We start from the raw sequence: 25,758 nt of genomic DNA on the forward strand, positions 1-25,758 counted from the left end.
ATGGCAAGACGGATCCTGCTCGACGTGGATACCGGCATCGACGATTCGCTCGCGCTGATCTACCTCTTGGCGAGTCCGGACGCCGAGATCGTCGGAATCGCAAGCAGCGCAGGGAATGTGTCCGCGCAGCAGGTCGCGGCGAACAATCTGGCCTGGCTGGATGTGTGCAAGGCACCCGACATCGAGGTGGCGCTCGGTTCCGCACGCCCGCTGGTGATTCCGTTGGTGACGACCGAAGAAACACACGGCCCCAAGGGAATCGGCTACGCGGACCTGCCCGAGTCTGCGCGAACCCTGTCGACGCGCACGGCCGCCGACCTCTGGGTAGATACCGTACGAGCCCATCCCGGTGCGGTCACGGGACTCGTCACCGGCCCGCTCACGAATCTGGCGATCGCCTTGTACCGCGAACCCGAACTCCCCCGACTGCTCGACCGTCTTGTCGTCATGGGCGGGGCATTCAACTACGCGGGCAACACAACTCCGACCACGGAGTGGAACATCTCGGTCGACCCCGAAGCCGCGAAGGTGGTGTTCGACGCCTTCTCGGGTCTGCCTGCCGACCGGTGTCCGATCGTGTGTTCGCTCGATATCACCGAGACGATCGAGATGTTGCCTGACCATGTCGCCCGGCTTGCAGCCGCCGCGGAAAGCGTTCCGGTGGAAACGATATCGCCGGACGACGCGCGGACCGTCCGCTCGAGCGCGTCGAATCCGATCGTTCGGCACTTCTCCGATGCCGTGCGGTTCTACATGGAGTTTCATCGCGACTACGATCAGGGCTTCCTCGCGCACATGCACGACCCTTTTGCCGCAGCCGTCGCCCTCGACCCGTCGCTGCTCGTCACCCGGCTTGCCACGGTCGACGTCGAACTCACCGGAACCCTCACGCGGGGAATGACAGTGGCCGACCTCACCGGGATGTGGGGTCGTCCGCCGAACGCCGCGATCGGGGTACGAACCGATCCCGATGTTTTCTTCGACCGACTCATCGAACGCGTCGGGCGCTATGCCCGCACCCTCTACCCAGCGGAGACCATATGAGCACCGAGACCGAGCGGGTCACCGCATTCTGGACCGAACTCGGCCTGCCCGGAATCATCGACGTCCATACCCACTTCATGCCGCACAACGTCATGGAGAAGGTCTGGGCCTACTTCGATCAAGCCGGACCGATGACTGGCCGGCCATGGCCCATCAACTATCGCGTCGCCGAGGACGAGCGCGTCGAGATCCTGCGCGCCTTCGGTATTCGTGCCTTCACGTCGCTGCTGTACCCACACAAACGCGACATGGCAGCGTGGCTGAACGAGTGGGCGGGCGAATTCGCCGACCGCACCCCCGACTGTTTGCGGACCGCGACGTTCTACCCTGAGCCGTTCGTCGACAGTTACGTCGATGCCGCGATCAACGCGGGGACCCGAGTCTTCAAGTCGCACATCCAGGTCGGTGAGTATCACCCGAACGACCCGCTCCTGCACCCCGTCTGGGACATGCTCGAAGACGCGGGGATTCCGACGGTCATCCACTGCGGATCCGGCCCTGCGCCAGGCCTTTTCACCGGCCCGGAGCCGATTGCGAGGGTACTGAAGCGGCATCCCCGCCTACCGTTGATCATCGCGCACATGGGGATGCCCGAGTATGCCGAGTTCATCGAGCTCGCACTGAAATATCCGAGCGTTCGACTCGACACCACGATGGTCTTCACCGATTTCCTCGACGACATGGGCCCACTCGGACCCGAAGTGCTGCCGAAACTGGTCGATCTGAAAGAGCGCATCCTGTTCGGCAGCGATTTCCCGAACATCCCCTACGGGTACGACGTTGCGCTACACGGGTTGGCGCGGCTCGGCCTCGGCGACAACTGGTTGCGCGCGGTCTGCCACGACAACGCGGCGAAGTTGTTCGGGGTCGAGTAGTCGCCGGGGAAACTAGGCCGCGGACACTCGCACGAGTTTCTTGTTGACGAACTCGTCCATTCCCCACGATCCGAGTTCGCGGCCGAAGCCCGACCGCTTGACCCCGCCGAACGGCAGACCCGGCAACGTCGTGCCGTGCTCGTTGACGAATGCCATTCCGACGTCCAACTGGTCCGCTACTCCACGGGCGCGCTCGAGGTCGGTGCTCCACACCGATCCGCTCAGTCCGAATGCGGACGAATTGGCAAGCGTCACAGCTTCGTCGGCGGAGGCGACCTTGTAGACGACCGCGACCGGACCGAACAGTTCTTCGGAGTATGCGGCCATGTCGGGTGTCACGTCGGTGAGCAGAGTGGGCTCGATGAATGCTCCCGGTCCGTCGATCTTCTTGCCACCGGTCAGCACGGTTGCTCCGTCGGTGACGGCGTTGTCCACCTGCTCGATCAGGTCGTCGAGTGCGGTCTGCGACGATAGCGGACCGAGCACTGTTTCCTTGTTCAGCGGATCGCCTGGTGTGATCGCCTCGAACGAGGCGACCAACTTGGCGACGAAGTCGTCGTAGACGTCCTCGAGCACGATGAAGCGTTTGGCTCCGTTGCACGCCTGTCCGGTGTTCGACAGCCGACCTTTGGTTGCCGATGCCACCGTCGCTGCCATGTCGTCGGAGTCGAGGACGATGAACGGGTCCGATCCGCCGAGTTCGAGGACGACCTTCTTCAGATTGCGACCCGCGGTTTCGGCGACACTGGCGCCGGCCTTCTCGCTGCCTGTCAGCGACACACCTTGCACGCGGCTGTCGGCGATGATCTCAGCTACCTGATCCGTCGATACGAAGATGTTGATGTAGGCGTCGCGTGGCAGGCCCGCCTGCTGAAAAATCTCCTCGATCACCGACGCCGACTGCGGGCAACTGCTTGCATGCTTGAGCAGAATAGTGTTGCCCAACATCAGGTTCGGCGCCGCGAACCTGGCGACCTGGTAGTACGGGAAGTTCCATGGCATCACCCCGAGCAGCGGCCCGATCGGGCGTTTGTGCACGACGGATTCTTCCGCGCCGGCAACATCGAGAGGTTCTTCGTCGAGGAGTCCGATGCCGTTGACGGCGTACCACTGGAAGATCGCCGTCGAGATTTCGACTTCGGCCAATGCTTCGGTGATGGGTTTGCCCATTTCCGTGGAAATGATCCGTGCCAACTCGTCCGCTCGCTTCTCGTACAGCGCAGCGGTCGTGGCCAGCATTTCCGCGCGCTCCTCCAGCGTCGTATGGCGCCATGCCTCGTAGCCGGACTGCGACCGCGTCAGCACGTCGGCGACTTCCGCCTCGTTCAGATTCGGGAATTCTCGGCCTTTTTCACCGGTGGCGGGATTGACGGTTTGGTACGTAGTCATATCTGGGGAACTACCCAGCGGGGCAGGTCTCAATCAACACCCAACGCCACACTTGGGACCGCCGACGAGCACGGGTCCTGGTCCGATGCTCACGACCAATGCTCGTCGATGATGACCTGAAGGTCTTCTCGAAGTTGCTTCAGGCGTCGCTCCCCTACGAGGTTTGCCAGTTTTGTCTCGATCTCGGGCACAGCTGCCCCGGCGATCTTCATGACTTCATTCCCCAGGTCGGTGAGAAGTACGAGTTTTGCGCGGCCGTCGGTCGGGTCCGGATTCCGGGTGACGTATCCATGTGATTCGAGATGGAGCACCAAGTCGGCCATGGCCTGCTTGGAGACTCCCGCGCGCTCGGCGAGGACGCTGACTGTCGTTCCATCGTCGTCGAGGAACTGAAACACCGCCCCGTGCGCAGTCCTCACAACTTCGTGACCCTGGCCGGCCAACCGCTGGAGCACGACGTTGTTCAGGACGGCAAATGCCTCGCGCATAAGCACTGCGGTGTTGGCGGGGCGGTCCGGAAGACTTCTTGACACTCGACAACCCTCCTGTCTATTATTCTGGATATGGACAACTTGCCTGTCGATATTGCCACAGCCGAGCGGATCATGCTCGGCCCTGATGAGACCGTCGTGCTGGCGTCGTGCGCCGACACCAACGGCGACCTGTTCGCTGTCGAGGTGCGGATGCAACCCGGCGGCGGTCCACCCGTGATGCACCGGCACGAGCCAAGCGAGATCTACTTCGTGAAGGAAGGGGTCTTCACCATCTACGTCGGGGAAGGCGCCGACGTGCAGCGGATCCAAGCCGGCCCGGGCGACGTCGTACCGCTGCGGGGAGGTACTCCGCACACCGTGCGCAACGAAAGCACCGAGCTCGCCGTCGCGCTCGTCGTGCACACACCCGGTCAGCCTATGGAGAGGTTCTGCCGAGCGGTCGCAGCCATGACCAGCGACGGGCCGCCGGACATGCAAGCAGTGCTCGAGGTTGCCTCGAGAAGCGGTATCGAGATGCTCGGCCCGATTCCAGCCAGCTAGTAGGCGCCCAAGTCGCCACCTCACACAGGAAGCCACCGACCATGACTACTGCCCATCGACAACCCGACGTCAGCAACGCAGAACAGGTCGCCGCCTGGGACGGGACCGAAGGCAGCTACTGGGCCTCCCATGCAATTGCGTTCGACCGCACCGTGGAGCGTTATCAACCCCACTTTCATGCGGCAGCCGCCATCCGCACTCACCACCGCGTGCTCGACATCGGATGTGGCACCGGACTAACAACCCGAGAAGCAGCACGCAGCGCCCCGAACGGCGAAGCACTCGGTGTCGACCTCTCAGCACAGATGCTCGATGTCGCCCGATCGACCGCGACCAGCGAAGGACTCCTGAACGCACACTTCCTCCAGGCCGACGCCCAGACGTACAGGTTCGAACCGGCCTACTTCGACGCGGTTATCAGCCGAACCGGCTCGATGTTCTTCGGCCGACCTGAAATTGCTTTCGCCAATCTTGCCCGCGCCTAGCACCCAGGCGGAACCCTCACTTTGCTCACGTGGCAATCATTCGCATCCAACGAATGGATCAGCGCCCTCACCAGCACTCTGATGGGTCAGCTGCCACCAACACCGCCACCAGGCATCCCGGGACCGTTCTCACTCAGCGACCCCGACCTCGTGCGGCGACTCCTGGAATCAGTCGGTTTCGATGACGTTCAATTCGAAGGCCGCCAGGAGCCTATGATCTTCGGCAGCAATGCCAGCGAGGCTCAGACGTTCGCTCTAGGACTCCTCCACTGGATGCTCCAAGGCCGAACCGCCCCAGAGCGCGAACAAGCCATCGAGTCGCTACACCAACTGATGGTCGAACACGAGAGCCCGAGCGGAGTCGGCCTGGACTCCGCCGCATGGGTCATCACGGCACGTCGCACGTCGCCCTGAGTCCGATCAACTGTCGAACGCATCCAGGATCTGCTGGGCCGCCAGCACGGTGTCCCAGAACTCGTCGTAACCCGCCGTTTCCAGGAGCACGATCGTCTCCCGCTCGCTTTGGCCACTCCCCCGAGGGTTCCCGACGTCGGCGACGGCCGGATGTAGGCATTACGTTCGACGGCGAGACGCGACATCCTGGTCTTGTCACCGAGTATCGAACCGCCGGTGCGCGTCGACACGGATCGCCCGCAAGTACGGCAACCCGGTGCCCCTGACCGATCAGACGCATGCCGAGCGAATCGATGAACGTCGACTTGCCGACTCCCGGCCAGCGTGCCCGGTCTCGATAACTGCTCGACGGATTGGCAGGTAGCGTTGAGCACCGATGGAGACACTTACTCGCGGCCAAGTTTTTGCAGGCTTCGTGATCGATCGCCTGCTCGGTCGAGGTGGCATGGGTGCGGTCTACGCGGCGCATCATCCACGTCTGCCTCGCCTGATCGCATTGAAGTTGCTCAGCTCGCAGCTTTCCGACGACAACTACTTTCGGGCCCGATTCGAGCGCGAGGCCGAGCTCGCCGGCCGTCTCGATCATCCGAACCTCGTATCGGTGCTCGATCGCGGCAGTGAAGGCGGGCAACTCTGGATCGCGATGCAACTCGTCGAAGGGATCGACGGGTCGGCAGCGCTTGCTCGCGGTGAGATGCCGGATATGCGTGCTGTGCACCTGGTCCGGGAGACCGCGAAGGCCTTGGACTACGCGCACGGTTTCGGTTTGCTCCACCGCGACGTCAAGCCCGCCAACATCCTCGTTGCCGAGCCGTTCGGTCCGGAGGAACGAGTACTGCTCGGGGACTTCGGTATTGCGAAAGCGCGCGACGAGTCCACCCAGCTCACCCAGGCAGGCGACATGGTCGCGACGCTCGTCTACGCCTCGCCGGAACAGCTGGAGGGCAAAGAGCTCGACACCAGGTCGGACGTCTATTCGTTGGGCTGCACCTTCTTCCATTTGCTGACCGGTCGGCCGCCGTATGCAAGCGATAGTCCGATGGCGGTGATGCACGGCCATCTCTTTGCACCCGTGCCTCGACTGAGCGCGATTCGCCCGGATCTGCCGCCCGCACTCGATCACGTCATCGCCCGGGTATTGGCCAAGGATCCGAACCAAAGATACTGGCGCTGTGGGGATTTCGCCAACGACATCACCGCTGCATTCGCGGGTGCCGCGACGGCTCCGGTGCCGCAAACTCCAGTCCCCGCCTCGCGGCGCAGACCGTGGCTGCTCCCTGCAGCACTCGGTGTTGCTGCGGTTGCCGCCGTCGGTGTCGGAGCGGTCGTCGTCGTCACCGGCGATTCGTCGGACACCGCGACCGGGCCGACCTCGACCACCCGGGCCACCACCACGACTTCCACGTCCGCAGGGACGACCGGCTCTCCCGCCGACGGCTATGCGCGCGCGCAGCCCGCGATCGAACTGTTCCCACAGTTGGTCCCCGCAACCGAGAACGGAAAAGGCTTTCACGACGCGACGTGCAACATCTTCCACGGCGAAAGTCCCGACGCGCAGTCCAACTTCGTCTACACCGTCACCTGCATCGACCGCGACAATCTCGAATTCAAAGTGATCGCGTACGAGAACCCCGCCGAGGCGAGCAAGGCGAAGGATTCGCTACCGCGAAGCGCGTCGGTCGACCGGGTGAGTCGCTACGGCAACTCCGTCGAGATCAGCAAGTACGTCGGCGAGAACCAGGTGCCGTTCATCATTGTCGGCTTCTACGACGCACCGCAGTCGAGTTATCTGGTGGAAGCGGCCTGGCCTGCACACACCAGCGACGAGATCGTCACAGCCTGGTTCGACGTAGCACCGATCTGAGGCAGCAAGCTGCTCGTGCGTCCTTTCGGAGGGCGGGACCACCGAAAAGACTCACGAGCGGCGGAGCCGCCTATGCGCAGCGATTCGCCGCTGTGCGACTGGTTCCGTCCCGCTTCTCGGCCGCGGCATTGAGTGCATCGGCCGTCTTGACGGTCGGCCATCGTTCCGTCTCGTCGGCGAGGGTGCGCGTTGCCGACGCGTACTCCTGCAGCGCTGTTGCGACAGCGTCAGGGACATCTTCCTGCTGGTCGAGAGCCTCGTCGACGGAATCTGCCGACTCCCGCAGGGCCGTCTTGGCCTCGTCGAGCCGGACGAGGAGGTCGGCGCCGGCGACGGCATTCGAGGCGATCATCGCCTTGTACTTGTCGGTCGCTCGCAGCGCCGTCGTCTGAAACGTCCCGCACACCTGCTGTCTGGCCGCCTCTTCGTCCTGTTTACGCTGCGCGTCGCGTTCCTCGCGGTAGCTCGCGACGTCCGACTCGTTGGCCGTCGGCGTACCGGACTCGGCGCTGCACCCCGCAACGACACCAAGCACCGCTGCGGCCGCCACCGTCGCTACTCCCCGCGCAAAGTTGCTCACTGCTTCGGTTCTAGCAGCGACCGACCGACCTGTCGAGCCGACCGATCAGCTGTCGAACGCATCGAGGATCTGCTGGGCCGCGAGTGCGGCGGTCAACGAACCCTCGCGAACCTGCGACTCGACGGTCGTTCGAATCGCTTTCACCTTGTCGCTGCTCGCGAGTCGCCGGAGCAATTGCTCGTTGACCATCGTCCACGTCCAGTCGATCTGCTGGCGGCGTCGCTTCTCCTGGAACTCCCCCGCTGCCTCGAGCACCTTTTGATGCCGCAGGACCGTGTCCCAGAATTCGTCGAGCCCGGATTCCTCCAGCCCACTCATCGTGAGAACGGACGGTGTCCAGATCGCGTCGTGCGGATAGATCAGCCGAAGCGCACCCTGCAATTCGCGGGCTGCGCCTTTCGCTTCGATGAGGTGTTTGCCGTCTGCCTTGTTCACCGCGACCAGATCGGCGAGCTCGAGCACACCTTTCTTGATCCCCTGCAACGAATCTCCGGTCCGTGCCAAAGTCAGGAAGCAGAAGCAGTCGACCATGTTGGCGACCGTCACCTCCGACTGACCGACGCCGACCGTCTCGACGAGGATGACGTCGTAGCCCGCCGCTTCGAGCAGCACGATCGTCTCGCGCGTCGCCTTCGCGACGCCACCGAGGGTTCCCGAGGTCGGCGACGGCCGAATGTAGGCCTTGCGTTCGACCGCCAGGCGCGACATGCGGGTCTTGTCCCCGAGTATCGACCCGCCGGTACGCGTCGACGACGGATCCACAGCAAGCACCGCAACCTGGTGCCCCTGACCGATCAGGCGCATGCCGAGAGAGTCGATGAACGTCGACTTTCCGACGCCGGGAACACCGGTGATGCCGACACGATGCGACCCACCTGAATCGGGAAGCAGCTCGAGCAGCAGTTGCTGCGCCAGGTCGCGGTGATCGCTGCGCGTCGACTCCACCAGGGTGATCGCACGCGCCAGCGCAGCCCGCTCGTTGTTACGAACGGACTGCGCGAGGGTAGGAATATCGATCGGATTCGTCACCGTGTGAGGTCGTGCCCCAGCGCCGCGCCAAGCTTTTCCAACAGCCCAATTGCCGCATCCGCGATCACTGTTCCCGGCGGGAAGATCGCTGCGGCGCCCGCCTCGTAGAGCGCGTCGAAATCGCCGGGCGGGATGACACCGCCGACGATGACCATGATGTCGGGACGACCCGCATCGGCAAGAGCTTGCCGCAGTGCGGGTACCAGCGTCAGGTGACCGGCCGCGAGCGACGACACACCGACCACGTGGACGTCGTTGTCGGCCGCCTGGTTGGCGACCTCTTCCGGCGTCTGGAACAGCGGGCCGACGTCGACGTCGAAACCGATGTCGGCGAACGCCGTTGCGATCACCTTCTGGCCGCGATCGTGACCGTCCTGGCCCATCTTCGCAACGAGGATGCGGGGACGACGACCGTCCTGCTCGGCGAACTTCTCGACGAGTTCGGTAGCGCTTGCCATATTGCTCGACTTTCCGGCCTCGTCGCGGTACACGCCACTGATGGTGCGGATCTCGGCCTGATGACGTCCGTAGACCTTTTCGAGCGCATCGGAGATCTCGCCGACCGTAGCCTTGGCGCGAGCGGCGTCGATGGCGAGTGCGAGCAGGTTGTTCTCCATCCCGCCCTCGTTCGACGCCGCCGCCCGAGTCAGTTCGGCGAGTGCGGCTTCGCAGGCGGCCGAATCACGTTCGGCCTTCAGTCGTTCCAGCTTCTCGAGCTGTTCGCGCCGCACCTTCGAGTTCTCGACCTTGAGCACCTCGATGGTGTCGGGCTCGTCGGGTACGTACTTGTTGACGCCGACGAGCGGCTGGCGGCCGGAGTCGATCCGCGCCTGTGTACGTGCGGCGGCCTCTTCGATTCGCAGCTTCGGGATGCCCTCGCCGATCGCCTGCGCCATACCGCCCGCGGCCTCGACCTCGTCGATGTGCGCGCGCGCTCGGTTGGCAAGTTCGTTGGTCAGCCATTCGACGTAGTGCGAACCGCCCCATGGATCGATCGGGCGGGTCGTTCCCGATTCCTGCTGCAGCAGCAACTGGGTGTTGCGCGCGATACGGGCGGAGAAGTCGGTCGGCAGCGCCAGTGCCTCGTCGAGTGCGTTCGTGTGCAACGACTGCGTGTGGCCCTGCGTTGCGGCCATCGCTTCGACGCAGGTGCGAGCGACGTTGTTGAAGACGTCCTGAGCCGTCAACGACCATCCCGAGGTCTGCGAATGTGTGCGCAGCGACAGCGATTTCGCGCTCTTGGGTTCGAACTTCGCCACCAGCTCGGCCCACAGCAGCCTGCCTGCACGCAGCTTGGCGACCTCCATGAAGAAGTTCATGCCGATGGCCCAGAAGAACGACAACCGCGGCGCGAAGGTATCGATGTCCATGCCGGCTTCCAGCCCGGCACGGATGTATTCCACGCCGTCGGCGAGGGTGTACGCCAACTCGAGGTCGGCCGTCGCACCCGCTTCCTGGATGTGGTAGCCCGAAATCGAAATCGAGTTGAACTTCGGCATTTTCGCGCTGGTGAAGGCGAAGATGTCGGAGATGATCCGCATCGACGGCTTCGGCGGATAGATATAGGTGTTGCGGACCATGAACTCTTTGAGAATGTCGTTCTGGATGGTGCCTGCAAGCTGATCCGGAGTGACACCCTGCTCTTCGGCTGCAACGACATACAGCGCGAGGATCGGCAGCACCGCACCGTTCATCGTCATCGAAACACTGACGTTTCCGAGCGGGATGTGATCGAACAGCTGCCGCATGTCGAGAATCGAATCGATTGCGACACCGGCCATTCCGACGTCACCCTGCACCCGGGGATGGTCGGAGTCGTAGCCACGATGGGTCGCGAGATCGAACGCGACCGACAGGCCCTTCTGACCGCCCGCGAGGTTGCGGCGGTAGAAGGCATTCGAGTCGGCGGCGGTCGAGAAGCCCGCGTACTGGCGAATCGTCCACGGCTGATTCACATACATCGTCGGATACGGGCCTCGCAGGAAAGGTGCTGTACCCGGAAAGCTTTCGACCGGATAGCCGGATTCCTTCGCGGCATCACGATCGGCTTTCGTGTACACCGGGCGAACGTCGATGCCCTCGGGTGTCGACCACACGACCTGCTCGGCGCTGTAGTTGTTCGCCACAGCCGCAGCGTTGATGTGCTCGTCGACCTGCTCGGGCGTCGGCGGCGGCACGACCGGAAAGTCCGGATCGTGCAGCGGGACTTCGGCGAAGTTGCCGATCCTGTGCGTTACCTCGCGGGTCATGCTGTCGCTCCCAGTGTGTCGAGCAACTCCGAAAGAGCTGCCACCGCGTCGATGCGTGCTGTCAGGAAACCGTCGGGGCGATCGGCTCCTTCGGCGTCGGCAAATGTTTTCTCGGGTCCGGCGACCAGGACGGTGTCGATACCCGCGACGCGTAGTGCCTCGACTGCGGGCACTCCGTCTGTGCCGTAACGCTTGTCGCTGCCACAGAGGACCGCGACCGTTGCCCCCGCGTCACGGACGACATCGAGGACGCTTGCCAGGTCGAGCGGTCCGGAGTTGACGGCTTCGATTCCGCCGGAGGCGAGCAGGTTGGTGACGAACGTCGTTCGGACGTTGTGCTCGGCCACCGGACCGAGCGCTGCGAGCAGCACCTTCGGCCGAGAACCGTTGCTTGCCAGGTACTTGTCGGAACGGTCACGCAGCTTTTCGTATGCCGCGCTGTAGCGCGCCACTCCTGGCAGCGGCTCCTCGGCGTCGGCCGGGAACGGCTTCTCCCCCAGGTTCGGAAATTCGTTGATACCGGTGATCGAGGTCTTGCGATGTGCCACATCGGATTCGCGAGCGGCGCGGGTCGCTGCGATGCGGTCGCCGATCACGCCGGATTCGAGCGCGGCACGGTAACCACCGGCGGCTTCGATCTCCTGGAAGAACGCCCAGGCCTGCTCGGCGATTGCACCGGTGAGACTTTCGACGTACCACGAGCCTGCACCGGGGTCGAGTACCCGGCCGAGGTGGGCTTCCTCCAGCAGCAACAATTGGGTGTTGCGAGCGATGCGGGCCGCGAACGACTTCGAGATCTCCAGCGAACCGGCAGGGACTGCAACGTCGAACGGCAGCACTGTCACCGCGTCCGCGCCGCCGACACCGGCTCCGAATGCGGCGAGAGTCGTCCGCAGCATGTTCACCCACGGATCACGCTGGGTCATCATCGCTGCCGAGGTCACCGCATGCTGTGGGGCACCGCCGAATTCGGACGCACCGCACACCTGGGCGATCCTCGACCAGACCTGTCTGCCTGCTCTGAATTTGGCAATGGTCTGGAATTGGTCGTCGGTTGCGGCATAACGGAATTCGAGCTGACCGAGCGCGGCGGAAATCGTCAGCCCTGCTCCGGTGAGGCTCCTGACGTACTCGAGTCCCGCCGCGATGCCTGCGCCGAGTTCTTCGGCGTCGCTTGCGCCGGCATTGTGGAACACGGTGCCGTCGACGGTGATCGCCCTGACGGTTTCGGCCCGATCGTGAGCTGCAGCAGCAAGTTCGAGTGCATCGTCGTAGTCGACGTCGACGATCTCGCGACCCGAGCGCGCTGCGAAGTCCGTCGTCAACGGCGCAGCGCCGAGATTGACCGTGACGGACGTCCGATCGGTGACGCCGTCGCCTGCTGCCGCGCGTTCGTCCAGCACCGCGAAGACCGCACGCGCGGCCTCGGCCACGTCGGCACCCGCATCGAGGGTCAGCGGTGCGAGGTCGAGTAGCACCTCGTCCAGCGCAGCCGAAATACCTCCCGCAGGCAGTCGACCGTTGCCGATGCCGAGCCAGATCGCGCTGACCCCGTTGCCGAGTGCGTCCAGTATCGACTGGTTGACCTCTGCCGGATCGGCGAGGTCGAAACGCCCACTCACCAACCAGCCACGATTGACGTCACGATGTGCATCACGGCCGCGAACGAACGGAAACACACCGGGAAGTGCAGTTTCGGCTTGCTCGTCGAGGACCGTGTACAGCGGTGAGACCGTCACGCCGTCGTAGGTGCGGACGTCGAGGAGTTTCTCCGGGTTCTCGGGGAGTTCGCCGACATCCACACGGCGCGACTTGGCGAGAACGCCGGCGACCGCGCGCTGCCACGCCGCGTAGTCCGCTGCGGCCCGCGACGGTTGCGGAGGTGCCGGTTGTGAGTCCGTCGATTGTGCGGTCGACACTGGTGCTGTCCTTTTCCGCTCGAGGGAGCCCGTTCGTAGGAGTCCGGCGCGAGCTGTGGTCACGTTCGACCTTGATGCTAACCGCCGTTCTGCGGCCGTCCGACCTCGACTCGAGCTACCGGCGGGTAGCCTTTGCCCTTGTGAGCAGGCGACTTCGTAGTCCGATGAAGTCGAGGGTCGGAGCGAAGCTGTTGCTACTCCTCTGCGCGGTGATCGCCCTGTTCGTCGTCGGCACACTCCTCCCGCATCCCGATGTGGAGCAGGTGCGCAGTTGGGCCGATTCCGTCGGCCCGTGGTTTCCCCTCGTCTTCTTCGTCGCCCATGCGCTGATCACCGTCGCGCCCTTTCCGCGAACCGTGTTCACCTTGAGCGCCGGAGTGCTGTTCGGGCCTCTGACAGGCATTTTGCTCGCGGTGTCGGCGACGACGGTGAGCGCGGCGCTCGCCTTGCTACTGGTTCGCGCGGTCGGGCGGGACAGCGTCGCCTCCCGGCTTACGCATCCGGCCATTCGGTCCGTCGACGTGCATCTGGCTCGACGTGGTTGGCTTGCCGTCGGATCGCTACGGCTGATCGCACCCATCCCGTTCTCGGTGATCAACTACTGCTGTGGCGTCTCGTCGATCCGGCTCGTTCCCTATCTGGTCGCCACCGTCATCGGTGTGATTCCTGGCACAGTCGGCGTCGTCCTGCTCGGCGACGCCCTCACCGGCAGAACCGATCCTGCCCTTCTCGTCCTGTCCGGCATCTGCATCGCCATCGGCATCGCCGGGTTGGTTCTCGATGCCAAGATGTCAGTCGGCGCACCCCAGGTGCCGCCGGCGACACCTTCCCCTGTGGTCAAGCCCTGAGCCTTACTTTCAACAAGTCAAGTTTGTACGCTTGATTTTGAAATGTAAAGCTAATATCCTTGACTCATGTTCGTGATGACGATCGACCAACGAGGCAGTCGAAAAGACGTCGACCGCGTCGGAGCAATACTTCGAACGCTGGCCGACAGAACGCTCGTCCGACAGTTCGAACGCACGGCAGGTGACGAGATCCAAGGCGTCACCGACAATCCGGACATCGTGGTCGACATCGCGCTCGACCTGGTCCGGGATGGACACTGGAGTGTCGGAATCGGTATCGGCGAGGTCGAAGAACCACTGCCACCACAAACGCGCGCAGGTCGAGGACCAGCATTCGAGGCAGCACGGGTCGCAGTCACCCGAGCCAAGAACGCTCCGGCGGCCGTTGCCGTCAACGGATCCGATACCCAGGCCGCCGAGGATGTCGAAGCCGTTCTCACGCTGCTGGCATTGCTCATCACCAAACGATCGACACAGGGACACGCCGCCGTCGACCAGATGCGGATGGGCCTAACTCAGTCGGAGGCTGCCGATAAGCTCGCGATCAGCAAACAGGCCGTGTCGCAACGGCTCTCCACCGCCGGCTGGCAGGCCGAGGGTCCAGCACGGGCCCTCGCCGCACGACTCTTGGGTGAGGCAGACAACCGATGACGATCCTTGCGCTCGTATTCCTCGGCATTGCCGGGGTAGCGCCGGCAGCTTTGAGCCCGAAGAAGATTCCCGCCTGGCTGGCACCCGTAGCCGCACTCGTCGCGCTCGCGGTCGCGGCGATCGCCGGCGCGGAGACGACCAAGGTCAGCGGATTCGCTCTCGGTGCTACAGCCGTCCTCACCCTGGTTGCGGCAGCGCTCGGCGGTCTTCCCTTGGCGCCGGCCGCCTTTCGCATCGCCCGCCGCGATGCGACGCAACCAGCACAGCAACCGGCTACCGGCGGACCGCTCAAAGGCGGTCGCATCATCGGCATACTCGAACGCGCAGCCATCGCAGGCGCGGTACTCGCAGGCTGGCCGGAAGGTATGGCAATCGTCCTTGCGGTGAAAGGTCTCGCCCGCTATCCAGAACTACGCGAACCGCACGCATCCGAGCAGTTCATCATCGGCACGTTCACCAGCGTGCTCTGGGCAATCGCTGCCGGTGCGATCGGCCGGGGCATGCTCAGCTGAGCTCTTCCTGCTTGTGCAGCGGTCCCAGCGCCTGCACCGGCTGGCGCGCGATGGCCTCGGCATCCGCGACAGCTCTCGCGATGTCCGGATCGGTGCGAGTATCGAACCAACCGGCAACCTCGTCCGAATCGTCCTCGGGGCGTGGCAGATTCGCGTCCGGCTCGGTCGGCTCGTAGCGGAACACACCGTCCTCGCCAGGCACGCCGAGGTTGCGGGCGAAGCCCTTGAGCGCGTCACCGAAGTCGCTCGGCACAAGCCACACCTTGTTCGCGTCGCCCTCAGCCATCTTGGGCAGCGTCTGCAGATACTGGTAGGCGAGCATCTCCGGCGTCGGTTTGCCCGCTTTGATTGCGGCAAAGACCTTTTCGATCGCCTTCGCCTCACCCTGAGCCTGCAGGTACTTGGCGGCACGCTCACCCTGCGCACGGAGTATGCGTGATTGCCGCTCGCCTTCCGCCGCAAGAATCGACGCCTGCTTCGCACCTTCCGCCGACAGGATCTGGCTCTGCTTCTGTCCTTCCGCCGTCTTGATCGACGACTCGCGAATACCTTCGGAGTTGAGGATCATCGCCCGCTTCTCGCGGTCGGCCTTCATCTGCTTCTCCATCGACTCCTGGATCGACGGCGGCGGATCGATGCTCTTCAATTCGACGCGAGCAACGCGCAGACCCCAACGGCCCGTTGCCTCGTCGAGCACACCGCGCAGCTGCCGGTTGATGGCGTCACGCGAAGTCAAGGTCTCTTCCAGCGTCATTCCGCCGACGACGTTGCGCAGCGTCGTCACCGTCAACTGCTCGACGGCCGCGATGTAGTTGCTGATCTCGTAGACAGCGGCCTGCGGATTGGTCACCTGGAAATAGACGACCGTATCGATGTGCAGGGTGAGGTTGTCCTGCGTGATCACCGGCTGCGGTGGAAACGACACCACCCGCTCACGCAGATCGACCTTCGCCCGAATGCGGTCGGCAAACGGAATCAGGAAGGTGAGCTGCCCCGACACCGTTCGCGCATACCTGCCCAACCGCTCGATGACGGCGGCTTCGGCTTGCGGCACAAGCGCAATCGACTTGTACACGACAACCGCGACGAACAGGACGATCACGGCCAAAGCGATCAGAGCAATCATCACGGGCCCTTCCATACAACGGCGGTCGCGCCGTCGATCTTCATCACGGTCACGGTCGTGCCCGGCGGATACACCTCGGTGACATCGAGCGGTCTGGCTGTCCAGACGTCGCCGTCGAGTTTGACTCGCCCCGCATGTTCGCCGACCTCCTCCAACACCAGCGCATGCTTGCCGCTCAACGCGTCGGCATTCATCGCCAGCGCCGGACGCGACGACATCCGCCGCAACAGCACAGGACGAACGGTCGCGAGCATAGTCACGGCGACGACACCGAACACGATCGCGTCCGCCCACACCGGAAAGTCGGTGAGCGCGCTGACACCCGCAGTTGCGAGCGCAGCGCCGCCCAGCATCAGCAGGAACAGATCACCGGTGAGCGCTTCGGCGGCAGCGAGAAGCAACCCCGCTACGAGCCAGATCAAAGCCGCCATAACCCAAGACTAACCAGATCCGGCAGCCTCGCCAGCGGTCACGAAATCGACGAGCCGCTCGACCGCTCCGATCAGCGGTGCTTCGAGGTCACGATAGGAGTTCACAGCCGAGTACACCCGCCGCCAACCTTCCTGTGGCGTACCCCAACGCAGGCGTGTGCAGATGCCCGTCTTCCAGTCCTCACCACGTGGTACCTTCGGCCACGCTTCGATTCCGACAGCCTTGGGCCGCACCGCTTCCCACACGTCGATGTAGGGATGACCGGTCACCATGACGTACGGACCAAGCCCCTTGGTCAACTGCGTTTCCTTCGAGCCCGTGACCAGATGGTCGACGAGCACGCCGACCAAACGTCCTGGACCCGGCTGGAATTCGACGAGTCGCTCGCCGAGGTTGTCGAGACCTTCCAGGTGTTCGACAACGACGCCTTCGACACGCAGATCGTGGCCCCACACCCGCTCGACGAGTGCAGCATCGTGCACACCTTCGACCCAGATTCGACTCGGCAGCGCTACCCGTGCCCGCAAACCTTCGACCTTGGTCGACCCGGACGCCGACCGCGTCCTCGCTGCCTGAGCGGGCTTCGCCGTCGGTCGCACGAGCGTCACCGGCTTGCCTTCCAGCAGAAAGGCCGCCTCGCGCATGGCGAACAGACGCGTCCGTCGAGCGCCGTCCTCCAAGCGGACGAACTCGCCGTCGTAGGACCGTTCGAAGCCGACGACAGCGCCACAGAAGCCTGTTGCCGCGTCCTCGACGACCAGGTCTCGTTCGGCCGCAACCTTCGGCACGACAGCTTTACGCGCCCTGCTGTGTCCGGACAAAATGTCCCCGCCGTACATATCCCGCGGTGTCACGTTCGCTGCACATCCCTTCGTATCAACGAAAGACGCTAAGCGATGCTCATCACCGAGCGCGGCACGCCACGCCGTCCTATGCTCGGTCATTATGAGTGCTCCAAGCGCCACCCTCGCCGTATGGGCCAGCTCCTGGCTGGCGGGCACAAGCGCGCCCGACGACGTCCTGGAGGCGTTGGGGACATGGGCACCCAACACTCTGGTACTTGCCAGCGATCCAGGGGTCGCCGCCCGCACCGGGTTGCCGTGGCCGGAACCCGAAAGAACGGGAGCCACAACGCTTCTCAAGACGATTCGTGAGGCCCTCGCATCGCAGTCGAGTGAAATGCGGATCCTCTTCCCGGTACCCGGCGACGTCCGCGGTCTGCCGACCGGCACTCCTTTCGCGACGGAAGCGATCGAGGCAGGCGAAGGGCTCCTTGTCGGCGAACCGGGGCGCAGAGGCACCGGCCTCGTCCCTGGCTGGACCGACGACGACACCCTGTGCTGGACCGTGCACGACGTACCGATCACCGACGTCCGAAGCAACGAACTGACACTCGGTGAAGCCGAGTTCGCGATGCGCGAAGCAGTGCGTGCCGCCGCCGACGCGCTCTCCAAGCTGGCAAGCGTCACCTCGCAATCCCGCGACGAGGATCCCCGTGACGCGATCGAAGACGAACTCGCCGAGTACACACGGCACCCGTACCCGCCGTCGGTCACACCGCGCGCCTTGCGGGTACTCGACAGCGCCGATCAGGTCGCCGCAATTCTGACTGTCGCCCAACGGGGTCCGGCAATGGATGCGCTCACAGCGACGATCGACACGGCCAGGCAAGACCAACTTCGCCCACTGTGGGATGCCGTCCGATCGGCGCGGCTCGCTGCGCTCGACTCGTGCCTACGATCGGGTGTCCGGCGGGCGTGATCAGCGAGGGCGATTACCTTGCGCAGCAACCCGTTCGGCAACTGACTCCGTCACGACCGACCCCGTAGGACGGTTCGGTTCCCAAGCGCTGCACTGGGATATCGCCACGCTGCTCTGCGATCAAGTCGATCACCAGTTCCGCGAAACGCGGGTCTGTTCCCGGCGTTCCCGCCCGTGCGAACGCGATGCCGAGTTCGGCTGCCTTCTCACTGGCTTCGGTATCGAGATCCCACACGACCTCGAGGTGGTCGGACACGAAACCGACAGGACAGACGACAACAGCGTCGGTACCGGCGGCGGCCAGCGCCTCCAGATGATCGCAGATGTCGGGATCGAGCCACGGCACCTGCGGCGGACCCGACCTGGACTGCCAGACCAGATCGTGCGACTCGAATCCTGCTGCGGCAGCGACCAATCGAGCGGCTTCGCCTACTTGGCGGCTGTAGAGGTTGCCACCGTCCTCCGGCGGACCGGCCGCAGCGTCGGCGGCGATGGGCACCGAATGTGCGGTGAACACCAGTCGTGCACCGCTACGTCGGTCGGCGGGTAGTTCGGCCACCGCAGCACCGACCGCGTCGGCGAACGACGCGACGAGCAGCGGATGGTCGTAGTACTGCCGCAGCTTCACCAACTGCGGGGCATTCGGACCTACTGCAGACCGGGCACGCGCGATGTCCTCGTGGTACTGCCTGCATCCTGAGTAGCCACCCCACGCCGACGTCGGAAAGACGAGTGCCGACCTGACGCCGTCGTCGCGCATCTGCGCAACGGTGTCCTCGATCATCGGATGCCAGTTGCGATTACCGAAATATACCGGCAAATCGATTTCCGCCGAACGCAATTGCGCCTCGACCGCCGTGATGATCTGCCGATTCAGCTCGTTGATCGGCGAGACTCCGCCGAAATGCATGTAGTGCTCGGCAACGGCTTCGAGGCGCGCGCGTGGCACTCCCCTACCGCGAGTGACGTTCTCGAGGAACGGCATGACGTCGTCGGGCTGCTCGGGACCACCGAACGAGAGGAGAAGCAGGGCATCGGGCACCTGCTGCTCAGCCGCCCATGTGGCTGGCGCCGCCGTCGACGTAGACGATCGAGGCGGTGGTCGCAGGCAGCCAATCCGACAGCACGGCACAGACCGACTTGGCGACCGGCGTCGGGTCGTCGACGTTCCAGCCGATCGGCGCCTTCGCGTCCCATGCCGTGTTCAGTTCGTTGATTGCCGTCGCCTCACCCGTCGCGGTGCCCGCAATAGCCTTGGCCGCAAGCGTTTTGATCGGGCCGGCCGCGACGAGGTTCGAGCGGATGCCACGATCGCCGACCTCGCGCGCGACGTAGCGGTTGACGGCTTCGAGGGTGTTCTTCGCAACACCCATCCAGTTGTAGAACGGCACCGCGGTGCGCGGATCGAAATCCATACCGACGATCGAGGCGTTGTCGTTGAGAACCGGCAGCAGGGCCTTCGCGAGCGCCGAGTACGAATATGCCGAAATCTCCAGCGCGACCGCAACATCGGCCCACGGGGCGTCGAGGAACGGGGCACCGAGGCAGGTGCGCGGTGCGAATGCGATGGAGTGGACGACACCGTCGATCCCCTCGGGAGCATGCTCGCGCACCCGCTCGGCAAGAGTTTCGAGGTGCTCGGGATTCTGCACGTCCAACGAGATCGCGGGCGGCACCGGCTGCGGGAGACGCTGGGCAATGCGGTCGATCAGACGCAGCCGATCGAAGCCCGTGATCACGACCTTCGCACCCTGCTCCTGCGCGGTCTTCGCCACGTGGAACGCGATCGACGAATCGGTGATGATTCCGGTGACGAGAATGGTCTTGCCTTCGAGCAGTCCGCCCATGATGTGTCTCCTGATCGGTGAAAAATTTGTTGTGGGAGCCGAACCGATTCAGCCGAACCGACTCGGCCGAACCAAGCTAGTGGCCCATTCCCATACCGCCGTCGACCGGGATCACCGCGCCGGACACGTACGCCGAATCCTCGGAGGCGAGGAAGCTGACGACAGCGGCCACGTCTTCCGCCTTGCCGAGACGCTGCAACGGAATGAACTCCCGCGCCATCGTCTTGTACTTCTCGTCCAACTCGGCCGTCATATCGGTTTCGATGAAGCCGGGTGCAACCACGTTTGCGGTGATCGAGCGCGAACCGAGTTCCCGCGTGATCGAGCGAGCCATACCGATGACACCGGCCTTGGACGCCGCGTAGTTGATCTGACCGGGTCCGCCGCCCATACCGACGACGGAGCCGAGGAAGATCATCCGACCCCAGCGAGCCCGCAGCATCGCGCGATTCGCCCGCTTGGCGCAGCGGAAAGCGCCGGTCAGGTTGGCATCGATGACCCGGCTGAACTGTTCCTCGCTCATGCGCATCAACAGCGTGTCGTCGGTGATGCCCGCGTTTGCGACGAGCACCTCCACCGCGCCCTGATGGTCCTCGACCTCTTTGAAAGCACGATCGACGGCGTCGGAATCGGTGACGTCGCACACGACGCCGAACAGACCGTCCGGCACGCCCGAGCCACGATGTGTGACAGCGACTTTGTGACCGTCGGCAGCGAGCCGAAGAGCGACAGCGAGACCGATTCCGCGGTTGCCGCCGGTGACCAAGACCGAGCGCGAGGGGTTCGACATACCGAACAACCTATCGTCTGGAATTTTCGGAACGGAGATCGGGATCACGGGATCCGTTGTCGAAGCACAAGCGCAGTCGCAACGCCTGCGGCCGTGACAAGGCCGCTGAGCAGGAACCACAGCCGGCTCGCGTCGCCGCGTCTTATCTCGTAACCGATCTGCTGTTCGAGAGTGTCGTAGACGGCCGTCAGCTCTTCCAAACTCGACGCCGTATAGAACTCGCCACCGGAGAGATTCGCGATTTCCCGCAGCGAATCGTCGTCGACAGGCACCTCGACCCGATCGGTACCGCCACGCTCCTGGTCGGGTATCTCGACCGTTCCATAACTGGTTCCGAACGAAATCGTCGACACCGGAATGCCTTTCGCCTTCGCCTCACGGGCGGCGACGAACGCGTGCCGAGGATTGCTGACGTCCTGGTCGTCGGGAACGGTCTGTTTACCGTCCGACATCAACACGATCCGCGCCGGCGGCGGTTCTTCGGCGCCACCGATCACCGCGCCGAGCGTCTCGATCGAATTCAGGGCAGAGTAGATACCTTCACCCGTCGCGGTTCGCTCACTGAGTTTGATCCTGTCGATGGCAACCTTGACGGCCTCCCGGTCCGTTGTCGGCGACACCAGCACGGACGCGGTGCCCGCGAACGCGACGAGACCGAGGTTGATCCCTGACGTGAGTCCGTCGGCGAAATCCTTCGCGGCTTCCTGCGCGACTGCGAGCCTGCTCGGCTTGACGTCGGTTGCCTCCATCGACAGCGAGACGTCGAGAACCAGAACCACGGTCGCGCGGTTGCGAGGTACCCGCTGTTCCTTCGTCGGGGACGCCGCTCCAACGGTGAACAGCAGCAGACCGATCAACAGCAGCGCAACCGGAAGGTGTCGCATGCGATTGGGTCGGCTGGGTGCGACCTTCTCGAGCAACTCCATATTGGCGAACCGCATGACGTCGCGTTGTTTGCGGCGTTGGCCGAGCCAGTAGCCGATTGCGAGAGCAACGACGACGAGTCCGAACGCAAGCCAGATCGTCGCGGTGAATTGCGTAGGAATCACTGGCGCGGTGCCCCGTTCACTGGTGCGCCGAAACTCGTGCGTCGTGTGGCGACGAAGCGGACGACATCGGATATCCAGTCGCGATCGGTGCGCAAGGTCAGCACCGGCGCACCACAACTACGCAACGTCTGCTCCACGTCGATTCGGTGTTGTTGTGCAGCGTCGGCGAAGTCGGCACGCAGTTCGGGACTCACGTTGAATTCACGCGTGCGCCCGGTCTCCGGATCGTGCAGAACGACGTTGCCGACATCGGGAAGTTCGAGATCGCGCGGATCGAGCACTTCGACAGCGAGCAGGTCGTGGCGATTGGAGATTGCGCGCAACGACCGCTGCCAATCGATCGGGCCGAGGAAGTCACTGATCACCACGGCGAGTCCACGTTTGCGCTGTGGCCGACGCAACGATTCGATGCCACCTTTGAGGTCGCCACGCACGCCGTCCTCGGCATGTGGTGTCGCAGCGATCTTCCGCAGCAGAGCGTGTGCGTGCATCCTGCCGCTCCTGGCCGGAATGCGAATCGTCTTGTCACCCGTGGTGACGACGGCACCGATCCGGTTGCCGCCACCGCTGGTGAGGTGGGTGATCGCAGCGGCAGCCGCGATGACGAGGTCGCGTTTCTCGCAGTCGGCGGTTCCGAAATCGAGGCTCGCCGAGAGGTCCGCGACGATCCACGTTTCGAGCTCACGATCGGCAACCATCTGCCGCACATGTGGATGGGTCGTGCGGGCGGTGACCGACCAATCCATCTGCCGCACATCGTCACCCGGTTGGTAGAGCCGGGCGTCGCCTGGTTCGGAGCCCGGTCCGGGAATCAGACCTTGATGGTCACCGTGCAGCACGCCGTCCAACCGGCGACGAACTGTCAGTTCGAGCGTTTTCAGCGCTGCTGAAAGTCTCGGGTCGTCGAGATTTCCCGAGCGAAAAGACGGCGGAGTATTCGCCGTCACTGCGACTTGGTGAGGGACGTCGACGGCGCCGGACCGCCACCGGGTGCACTACCCGGCTGTGGTCCTTGCTGTTGGGATCCAGCCGGAGGCACGGGTTGACCCTGCTGCGGAGGTCCTTGCTGAGGCTGACCCTGCTGCGGAGGTCCCTGCTGGGGCTGACCCTGCTGCGGCGGACCCGGTACGTGTGGCTGCGGCGGCCCCTGCGGTGCGGGCGCGTGCGGCTGGGCCGCGATCGGCTGTGCGGCCACCTGCGGCAGGCCGACCGTTTGCAGAATCTTCGTGATGATGTCCTCGGGGGACACCTCGTCTGCGAGGGCGTCGTAGGACAGCACGAGGCGGTGCCGAAGCACGTCGGGGATGACCTCGAGGACGTCCTGCGGTACGACGTAGTCGCGCCCGCGAATCAGTGCGAGTGCACGTGATGCGGCGATGATGCCCAAGCTCGCGCGCGGCGAAGCGCCGTAGGAGATCCAGCCCGCCACATCGTCGAGGCCGAACTGCGCCGGATTACGGGTCGCGGAGATGACCCGAACCACGTAGTCGACGAGCGCGTGGTGGACGAACACCTCGCTGGCGACCTTCTGCAACCGCACGACCTCGGCCGGGTTGAGGATCGGCTTCGCAACGGGCGGAACGACACCCATGCGGTAGACGATTTCGCGCTCTTCCTCGACCGACGGGTAGTCGACGAGCACCTTGAAGAGGAAGCGGTCGCGTTGCGCTTCGGGGAGCGGGTAGACACCCTCGGATTCGATCGGGTTCTGCGTGGCCATGACGAGGAAGGGACTCGGCATCGGATAGGTCTTGCCACCGATCGACACGTGCCGCTCCGCCATCACCTCGAGCAACGCGGACTGCACCTTCGCAGGCGCACGGTTGATCTCGTCTGCGAGGACGAAGTTCGCGACGACCGGGCCGAGCTCGGTGTCGAACTCTTCGCGACCCTGCCGGTAGATCCGCGTACCGATCAGGTCGGTCGGAACGAGGTCGGGCGTGAACTGCACGCGCGAGAACGAGCCACCGACGACAGTCGCGAACGTCTCGACCGCCAAGGTCTTGGCGATGCCGGGGACACCTTCCAGGAGCACGTGGCCGCGAGCGAGTACACCTACGAGAAGACGTTCGACCAGTCGGTCCTGACCGACGATCACACGCTTGACCTCGTAGATCGCTTTCTCGAGGATCTGGACGTCCGTTGCGAGGCTCGACGCAGCACCGTCGGATGAGGTCACCAAGAATCCACCGCTTTCAACCTAGGAATCGTGCTCGAATCAGCTACCCGACACAACTATTCCAGGTGTCCGGCGATTGCGCCGTAACGGGTTTGTCCAAGGCAGGTCGTAGGGCATGTCACGAACGCGCCGCCACGATGGGGCGGTGCTCTCGACTAGTCGTACAGGCGGACCGCGTACGGCATGATTCCACCCTCACGAACAGGGGAAATCTTGACCACGTCGCCTGATTGCGGCGCTTCGAGCATCTCGCCGTTGCCGAGGTAGAGCGCGACGTGCTGGCTGCCGTTGGGTCCCCAGAAGAGCATGTCGCCGCGTTCCATCTCGTCGATCGGAACCTGCTCACCGGAGGTGTACTGGTAGCCGCTGTAGTGCGGAAGCGAGATCCCGATACCGGCGAAGGCGTAGACCATAAGCCCCGAGCAGTCGAAGCCGACCTTCTTGTAGTCGCCGTGACTGTCGGCGACGCCGCCGTCCTTGATGCCCTTGGTCGGGCCGTTTTCGTCGCCGCCGCCCCATGCGTAGGTCACGCCGAGTTGCGACATGCCGCGGTCGATCACGGTCTCGACTGCTGCGGAACCCGTTACCTTCGGCTTCGTCTTGCTCTTCGGCTTCGACTTGGTCTTGGGCGCCGGCGTCGAATTCGCGTCGTCGTCTTCGACCTGGGTGTGCGGCCGCTGCCCCGACGAGAGTTCTGCGGCGCGGTCACGCGCGGCCTGGTTCGCCGCTACGCGAGCAGCGGCCTGCAGTGCGAGTTCCTGGGCCGTTTCGGCGGCGGCGGCGATTGCCTGCTCTTCGAACTGCCGCTGGGTGTCCCACTGCTCGTAGTTCGAGCGCTGATCCTGCAATCCCGCGACGTTGGACCGCGCTGCGTCGAGCTGTGCCTGTGCGGACGCGCGTTGATCCTCGATCTGCTGCTTGCGGTTCGCCTGCTCCGCAAGTGCGGACTGGGCGACCGCAATCGCTTGTTCCGCTTCGCCCTTCTTCGCCTCGGCGTCGGCTGCGGCGACGTCGGCGTCCTGCTTCGCCTTGCGGGCGGAGGAGTCCTTGTTCGCCTGTGCAGTGCGGGCCCGTTGCAGGTTGTCGACGACGGCTTCCTGGCTCGACGACACAAGCTGCAGCAACTGCGCCTGGTTCATGACGTCGTCGGGAGTTTTCGATCCGAGGTAGGACCCACCGAGGCCGCGCCGGCGTTGCCCTGCATGTAGGACTGTGCCGCGTAGCCGTCGAAACGTGTCTGAGCTTGCTCGATCTGGGCGCCGGAGTCGACGAGTGCCTGCTGAGCGGTGCCGACGAAAGCGGCGGCGGCATCGACCGCGCTGCGCGCGTTCTGCAGGTCGACGAGGGCCTTGTTGACCTCTTCACGCTTTGCCGCAACCGCGTCGTCGAGCTGGCGAAGCTGCTCGTTCGCGGCGGCGACCTGATTGATCAGCTCGCCGACGTTGCCGAGTTGCGCTTGCACCTGCGTGTCGGCCTGCGCGATGTCGGAGTCGCTGGGATTGGGCGGTGGTGGCGGGACCGCGGCGCTCGTACCAGGTACGGCAGCGGCAAGGGCGACGGCGACGATCATGCCGATCAAAGCCCGCGCCGCAGTCGTAGCTGTCCGCGGCCGGCCGCGGCTGCTCGACTTCTGCTTCACAAATCTCTCCCTCGGTCCACTGAGCCCACGGGAAAAACGGAC

Annotated in this window: 24 protein-coding genes and 2 pseudogenes; 9 read left to right on the forward strand and 17 right to left on the reverse strand. The window is 64.3% G+C overall.

Annotated features, from left to right (window positions below; translation table 11 throughout):
• Positions 1 to 1,044 (forward strand): nucleoside hydrolase, encoded by a 1,044-nt coding sequence (locus ACHIRB_RS04020; protein WP_395115937.1) that lies wholly within the window; start codon positions 1 to 3, stop codon positions 1,042 to 1,044.
• Entirely contained in the window at positions 1,041 to 1,919 is an 879-nt protein-coding gene (locus tag ACHIRB_RS04025) for an amidohydrolase family protein (RefSeq protein WP_395115936.1), read from the forward strand. Before ACHIRB_RS04020 ends, ACHIRB_RS04025 begins: the two co-directional genes overlap by 4 nt.
• A gap of 12 nt (positions 1,920 to 1,931) precedes the next feature.
• Here ACHIRB_RS04025 and ACHIRB_RS04030 read toward each other — a convergent pair whose 3' ends face one another.
• Positions 1,932 to 3,308 carry an NAD-dependent succinate-semialdehyde dehydrogenase gene (locus ACHIRB_RS04030; protein WP_395115935.1) on the reverse strand — a complete coding sequence of 459 codons (1,377 nt, stop codon included), beginning with the start codon at positions 3,306 to 3,308 and terminating at the stop codon, positions 1,932 to 1,934.
• Positions 3,309 to 3,397: 89 nt separating this feature from the next.
• Positions 3,398 to 3,841, reverse strand: coding sequence for a MarR family winged helix-turn-helix transcriptional regulator (locus ACHIRB_RS04035; protein ID WP_395123349.1), 444 nt, complete (start codon positions 3,839 to 3,841; stop codon positions 3,398 to 3,400).
• A gap of 30 nt (positions 3,842 to 3,871) precedes the next feature.
• Between ACHIRB_RS04035 and ACHIRB_RS04040 the strand changes: the two genes are divergently transcribed.
• Together ACHIRB_RS04040 and ACHIRB_RS04045 are read left to right on the forward strand one after the other, a co-directional pair.
• The gene (locus tag ACHIRB_RS04040) at positions 3,872 to 4,342 is read left to right on the forward strand and encodes a cupin domain-containing protein (protein WP_395123348.1); all 471 of its coding nucleotides are present in this window, start codon (positions 3,872 to 3,874) and stop codon (positions 4,340 to 4,342) included.
• Between the two features lie 41 nt (positions 4,343 to 4,383).
• Entirely contained in the window at positions 4,384 to 4,827 is a 444-nt protein-coding gene (locus ACHIRB_RS04045; RefSeq protein WP_395123347.1) for a class I SAM-dependent methyltransferase, read from the forward strand.
• Between the two features lie 477 nt (positions 4,828 to 5,304).
• Here ACHIRB_RS04045 and ACHIRB_RS04050 read toward each other — a convergent pair.
• Positions 5,305 to 5,713 (reverse strand): annotated as a pseudogene (locus ACHIRB_RS04050) (hypothetical protein); the annotation flags it as partial.
• Here ACHIRB_RS04050 and ACHIRB_RS04055 point away from each other — a divergent pair.
• Positions 5,618 to 7,105 carry a serine/threonine-protein kinase gene (locus ACHIRB_RS04055; RefSeq protein WP_395123346.1) on the forward strand — a complete coding sequence of 496 codons (1,488 nt, stop codon included), beginning with the start codon at positions 5,618 to 5,620 and terminating at the stop codon, positions 7,103 to 7,105. The pseudogene ACHIRB_RS04050 and the gene ACHIRB_RS04055 overlap by 96 nt on opposite strands.
• Before the next feature lie 70 nt (positions 7,106 to 7,175).
• On the opposite strand, the gene ACHIRB_RS04060 is transcribed toward ACHIRB_RS04055, so the two are convergent.
• The 4 genes from ACHIRB_RS04060 to ACHIRB_RS04075 are packed head-to-tail and all read right to left on the reverse strand — an operon-like array spanning position 7,176 to position 12,882.
• Positions 7,176 to 7,685, reverse strand: coding sequence for a hypothetical protein (locus ACHIRB_RS04060; protein WP_395115933.1), 510 nt, complete (start codon positions 7,683 to 7,685; stop codon positions 7,176 to 7,178).
• A gap of 45 nt (positions 7,686 to 7,730) precedes the next feature.
• Complete coding sequence (meaB, locus tag ACHIRB_RS04065; RefSeq protein WP_395115932.1) at positions 7,731 to 8,714, reverse strand: methylmalonyl Co-A mutase-associated GTPase MeaB; 984 nt, start codon at positions 8,712 to 8,714, stop codon at positions 7,731 to 7,733.
• Positions 8,711 to 10,963 (reverse strand): methylmalonyl-CoA mutase, encoded by a 2,253-nt coding sequence (gene scpA / locus ACHIRB_RS04070; protein WP_395115931.1) that lies wholly within the window; start codon positions 10,961 to 10,963, stop codon positions 8,711 to 8,713. Before scpA ends, meaB begins: the two co-directional genes overlap by 4 nt.
• Positions 10,960 to 12,882, reverse strand: coding sequence for a methylmalonyl-CoA mutase family protein (locus tag ACHIRB_RS04075; protein WP_395115930.1), 1,923 nt, complete (start codon positions 12,880 to 12,882; stop codon positions 10,960 to 10,962). Before ACHIRB_RS04075 ends, scpA begins: the two co-directional genes overlap by 4 nt.
• Before the next feature lie 164 nt (positions 12,883 to 13,046).
• Here ACHIRB_RS04075 and ACHIRB_RS04080 point away from each other — a divergent pair, with 164 nt between their 5' ends.
• The 3 genes from ACHIRB_RS04080 (at position 13,047) to ACHIRB_RS04090 (ending at position 14,893) form a co-directional block, all read left to right on the forward strand.
• Complete coding sequence (locus ACHIRB_RS04080; RefSeq protein ID WP_395116195.1) at positions 13,047 to 13,730, forward strand: TVP38/TMEM64 family protein; 684 nt, start codon at positions 13,047 to 13,049, stop codon at positions 13,728 to 13,730.
• 66 nt (positions 13,731 to 13,796) lie between these two features.
• Positions 13,797 to 14,381 carry a hypothetical protein gene (locus ACHIRB_RS04085; protein WP_395123345.1) on the forward strand — a complete coding sequence of 195 codons (585 nt, stop codon included), beginning with the start codon at positions 13,797 to 13,799 and terminating at the stop codon, positions 14,379 to 14,381.
• Entirely contained in the window at positions 14,378 to 14,893 is a 516-nt protein-coding gene (locus tag ACHIRB_RS04090; protein WP_395115928.1) for a hypothetical protein, read from the forward strand. Before ACHIRB_RS04085 ends, ACHIRB_RS04090 begins: the two co-directional genes overlap by 4 nt.
• Here ACHIRB_RS04090 and ACHIRB_RS04095 read toward each other — a convergent pair.
• From ACHIRB_RS04095 to ACHIRB_RS04105, 3 genes are read right to left on the reverse strand one after another with little or no spacing between them, the layout of a single operon-like run.
• The gene (locus ACHIRB_RS04095; RefSeq protein ID WP_395116193.1) at positions 14,886 to 16,019 is read right to left on the reverse strand and encodes an SPFH domain-containing protein; all 1,134 of its coding nucleotides are present in this window, start codon (positions 16,017 to 16,019) and stop codon (positions 14,886 to 14,888) included. The genes ACHIRB_RS04090 and ACHIRB_RS04095 overlap by 8 nt on opposite strands.
• Positions 16,019 to 16,450 carry an NfeD family protein gene (locus ACHIRB_RS04100; RefSeq protein ID WP_395115927.1) on the reverse strand — a complete coding sequence of 144 codons (432 nt, stop codon included), beginning with the start codon at positions 16,448 to 16,450 and terminating at the stop codon, positions 16,019 to 16,021. Before ACHIRB_RS04100 ends, ACHIRB_RS04095 begins: the two co-directional genes overlap by 1 nt.
• 9 nt (positions 16,451 to 16,459) lie before the next feature.
• The gene (locus ACHIRB_RS04105; RefSeq protein WP_395116191.1) at positions 16,460 to 17,290 is read right to left on the reverse strand and encodes a DUF3097 domain-containing protein; all 831 of its coding nucleotides are present in this window, start codon (positions 17,288 to 17,290) and stop codon (positions 16,460 to 16,462) included.
• A gap of 106 nt (positions 17,291 to 17,396) precedes the next feature.
• On the opposite strand from ACHIRB_RS04105, the gene ACHIRB_RS04110 reads away from it, so the two are divergent.
• Positions 17,397 to 18,212: a hypothetical protein gene (locus ACHIRB_RS04110; protein WP_395115926.1), complete on the forward strand. Its 816-nt coding sequence runs from the start codon at positions 17,397 to 17,399 to the stop codon at positions 18,210 to 18,212.
• 13 nt (positions 18,213 to 18,225) lie between these two features.
• Here ACHIRB_RS04110 and ACHIRB_RS04115 read toward each other — a convergent pair whose 3' ends face one another.
• The 7 genes and pseudogenes from ACHIRB_RS04115 to ACHIRB_RS04145 all read right to left on the reverse strand — a co-directional run bounded on the left by ACHIRB_RS04115 (position 18,226) and on the right by ACHIRB_RS04145 (position 25,716).
• Complete coding sequence (locus ACHIRB_RS04115; protein ID WP_395123417.1) at positions 18,226 to 19,197, reverse strand: ferrochelatase; 972 nt, start codon at positions 19,195 to 19,197, stop codon at positions 18,226 to 18,228.
• A gap of 64 nt (positions 19,198 to 19,261) precedes the next feature.
• Entirely contained in the window at positions 19,262 to 20,059 is a 798-nt protein-coding gene (inhA, locus tag ACHIRB_RS04120; protein WP_395115925.1) for an NADH-dependent enoyl-ACP reductase InhA, read from the reverse strand.
• Between the two features lie 76 nt (positions 20,060 to 20,135).
• Positions 20,136 to 20,849, reverse strand: a complete 714-nt coding sequence (gene fabG1 / locus ACHIRB_RS04125) for a 3-oxoacyl-ACP reductase FabG1 (RefSeq protein ID WP_199701240.1) — start codon at positions 20,847 to 20,849, stop codon at positions 20,136 to 20,138.
• 44 nt (positions 20,850 to 20,893) lie between these two features.
• Positions 20,894 to 21,898, reverse strand: a complete 1,005-nt coding sequence (locus tag ACHIRB_RS04130) for a VWA domain-containing protein (RefSeq protein WP_395115924.1) — start codon at positions 21,896 to 21,898, stop codon at positions 20,894 to 20,896.
• Positions 21,895 to 22,845 carry a DUF58 domain-containing protein gene (locus ACHIRB_RS04135; RefSeq protein ID WP_395123344.1) on the reverse strand — a complete coding sequence of 317 codons (951 nt, stop codon included), beginning with the start codon at positions 22,843 to 22,845 and terminating at the stop codon, positions 21,895 to 21,897. The genes ACHIRB_RS04130 and ACHIRB_RS04135 overlap by 4 nt, the downstream gene beginning before the upstream one ends.
• Positions 22,842 to 24,080 (reverse strand): AAA family ATPase, encoded by a 1,239-nt coding sequence (locus tag ACHIRB_RS04140; RefSeq protein ID WP_395123343.1) that lies wholly within the window; start codon positions 24,078 to 24,080, stop codon positions 22,842 to 22,844. The genes ACHIRB_RS04135 and ACHIRB_RS04140 overlap by 4 nt, the downstream gene beginning before the upstream one ends.
• 152 nt (positions 24,081 to 24,232) lie before the next feature.
• Positions 24,233 to 25,716, reverse strand: a pseudogene (locus tag ACHIRB_RS04145) (NlpC/P60 family protein).
• Between the last annotated feature and the right edge of the window lie 42 nt (positions 25,717 to 25,758).

It is taken from the genome of Antrihabitans spumae (genome assembly GCF_043944905.1).
Classification (GTDB): domain Bacteria; phylum Actinomycetota; class Actinomycetes; order Mycobacteriales; family Mycobacteriaceae; genus Antrihabitans; species Antrihabitans spumae.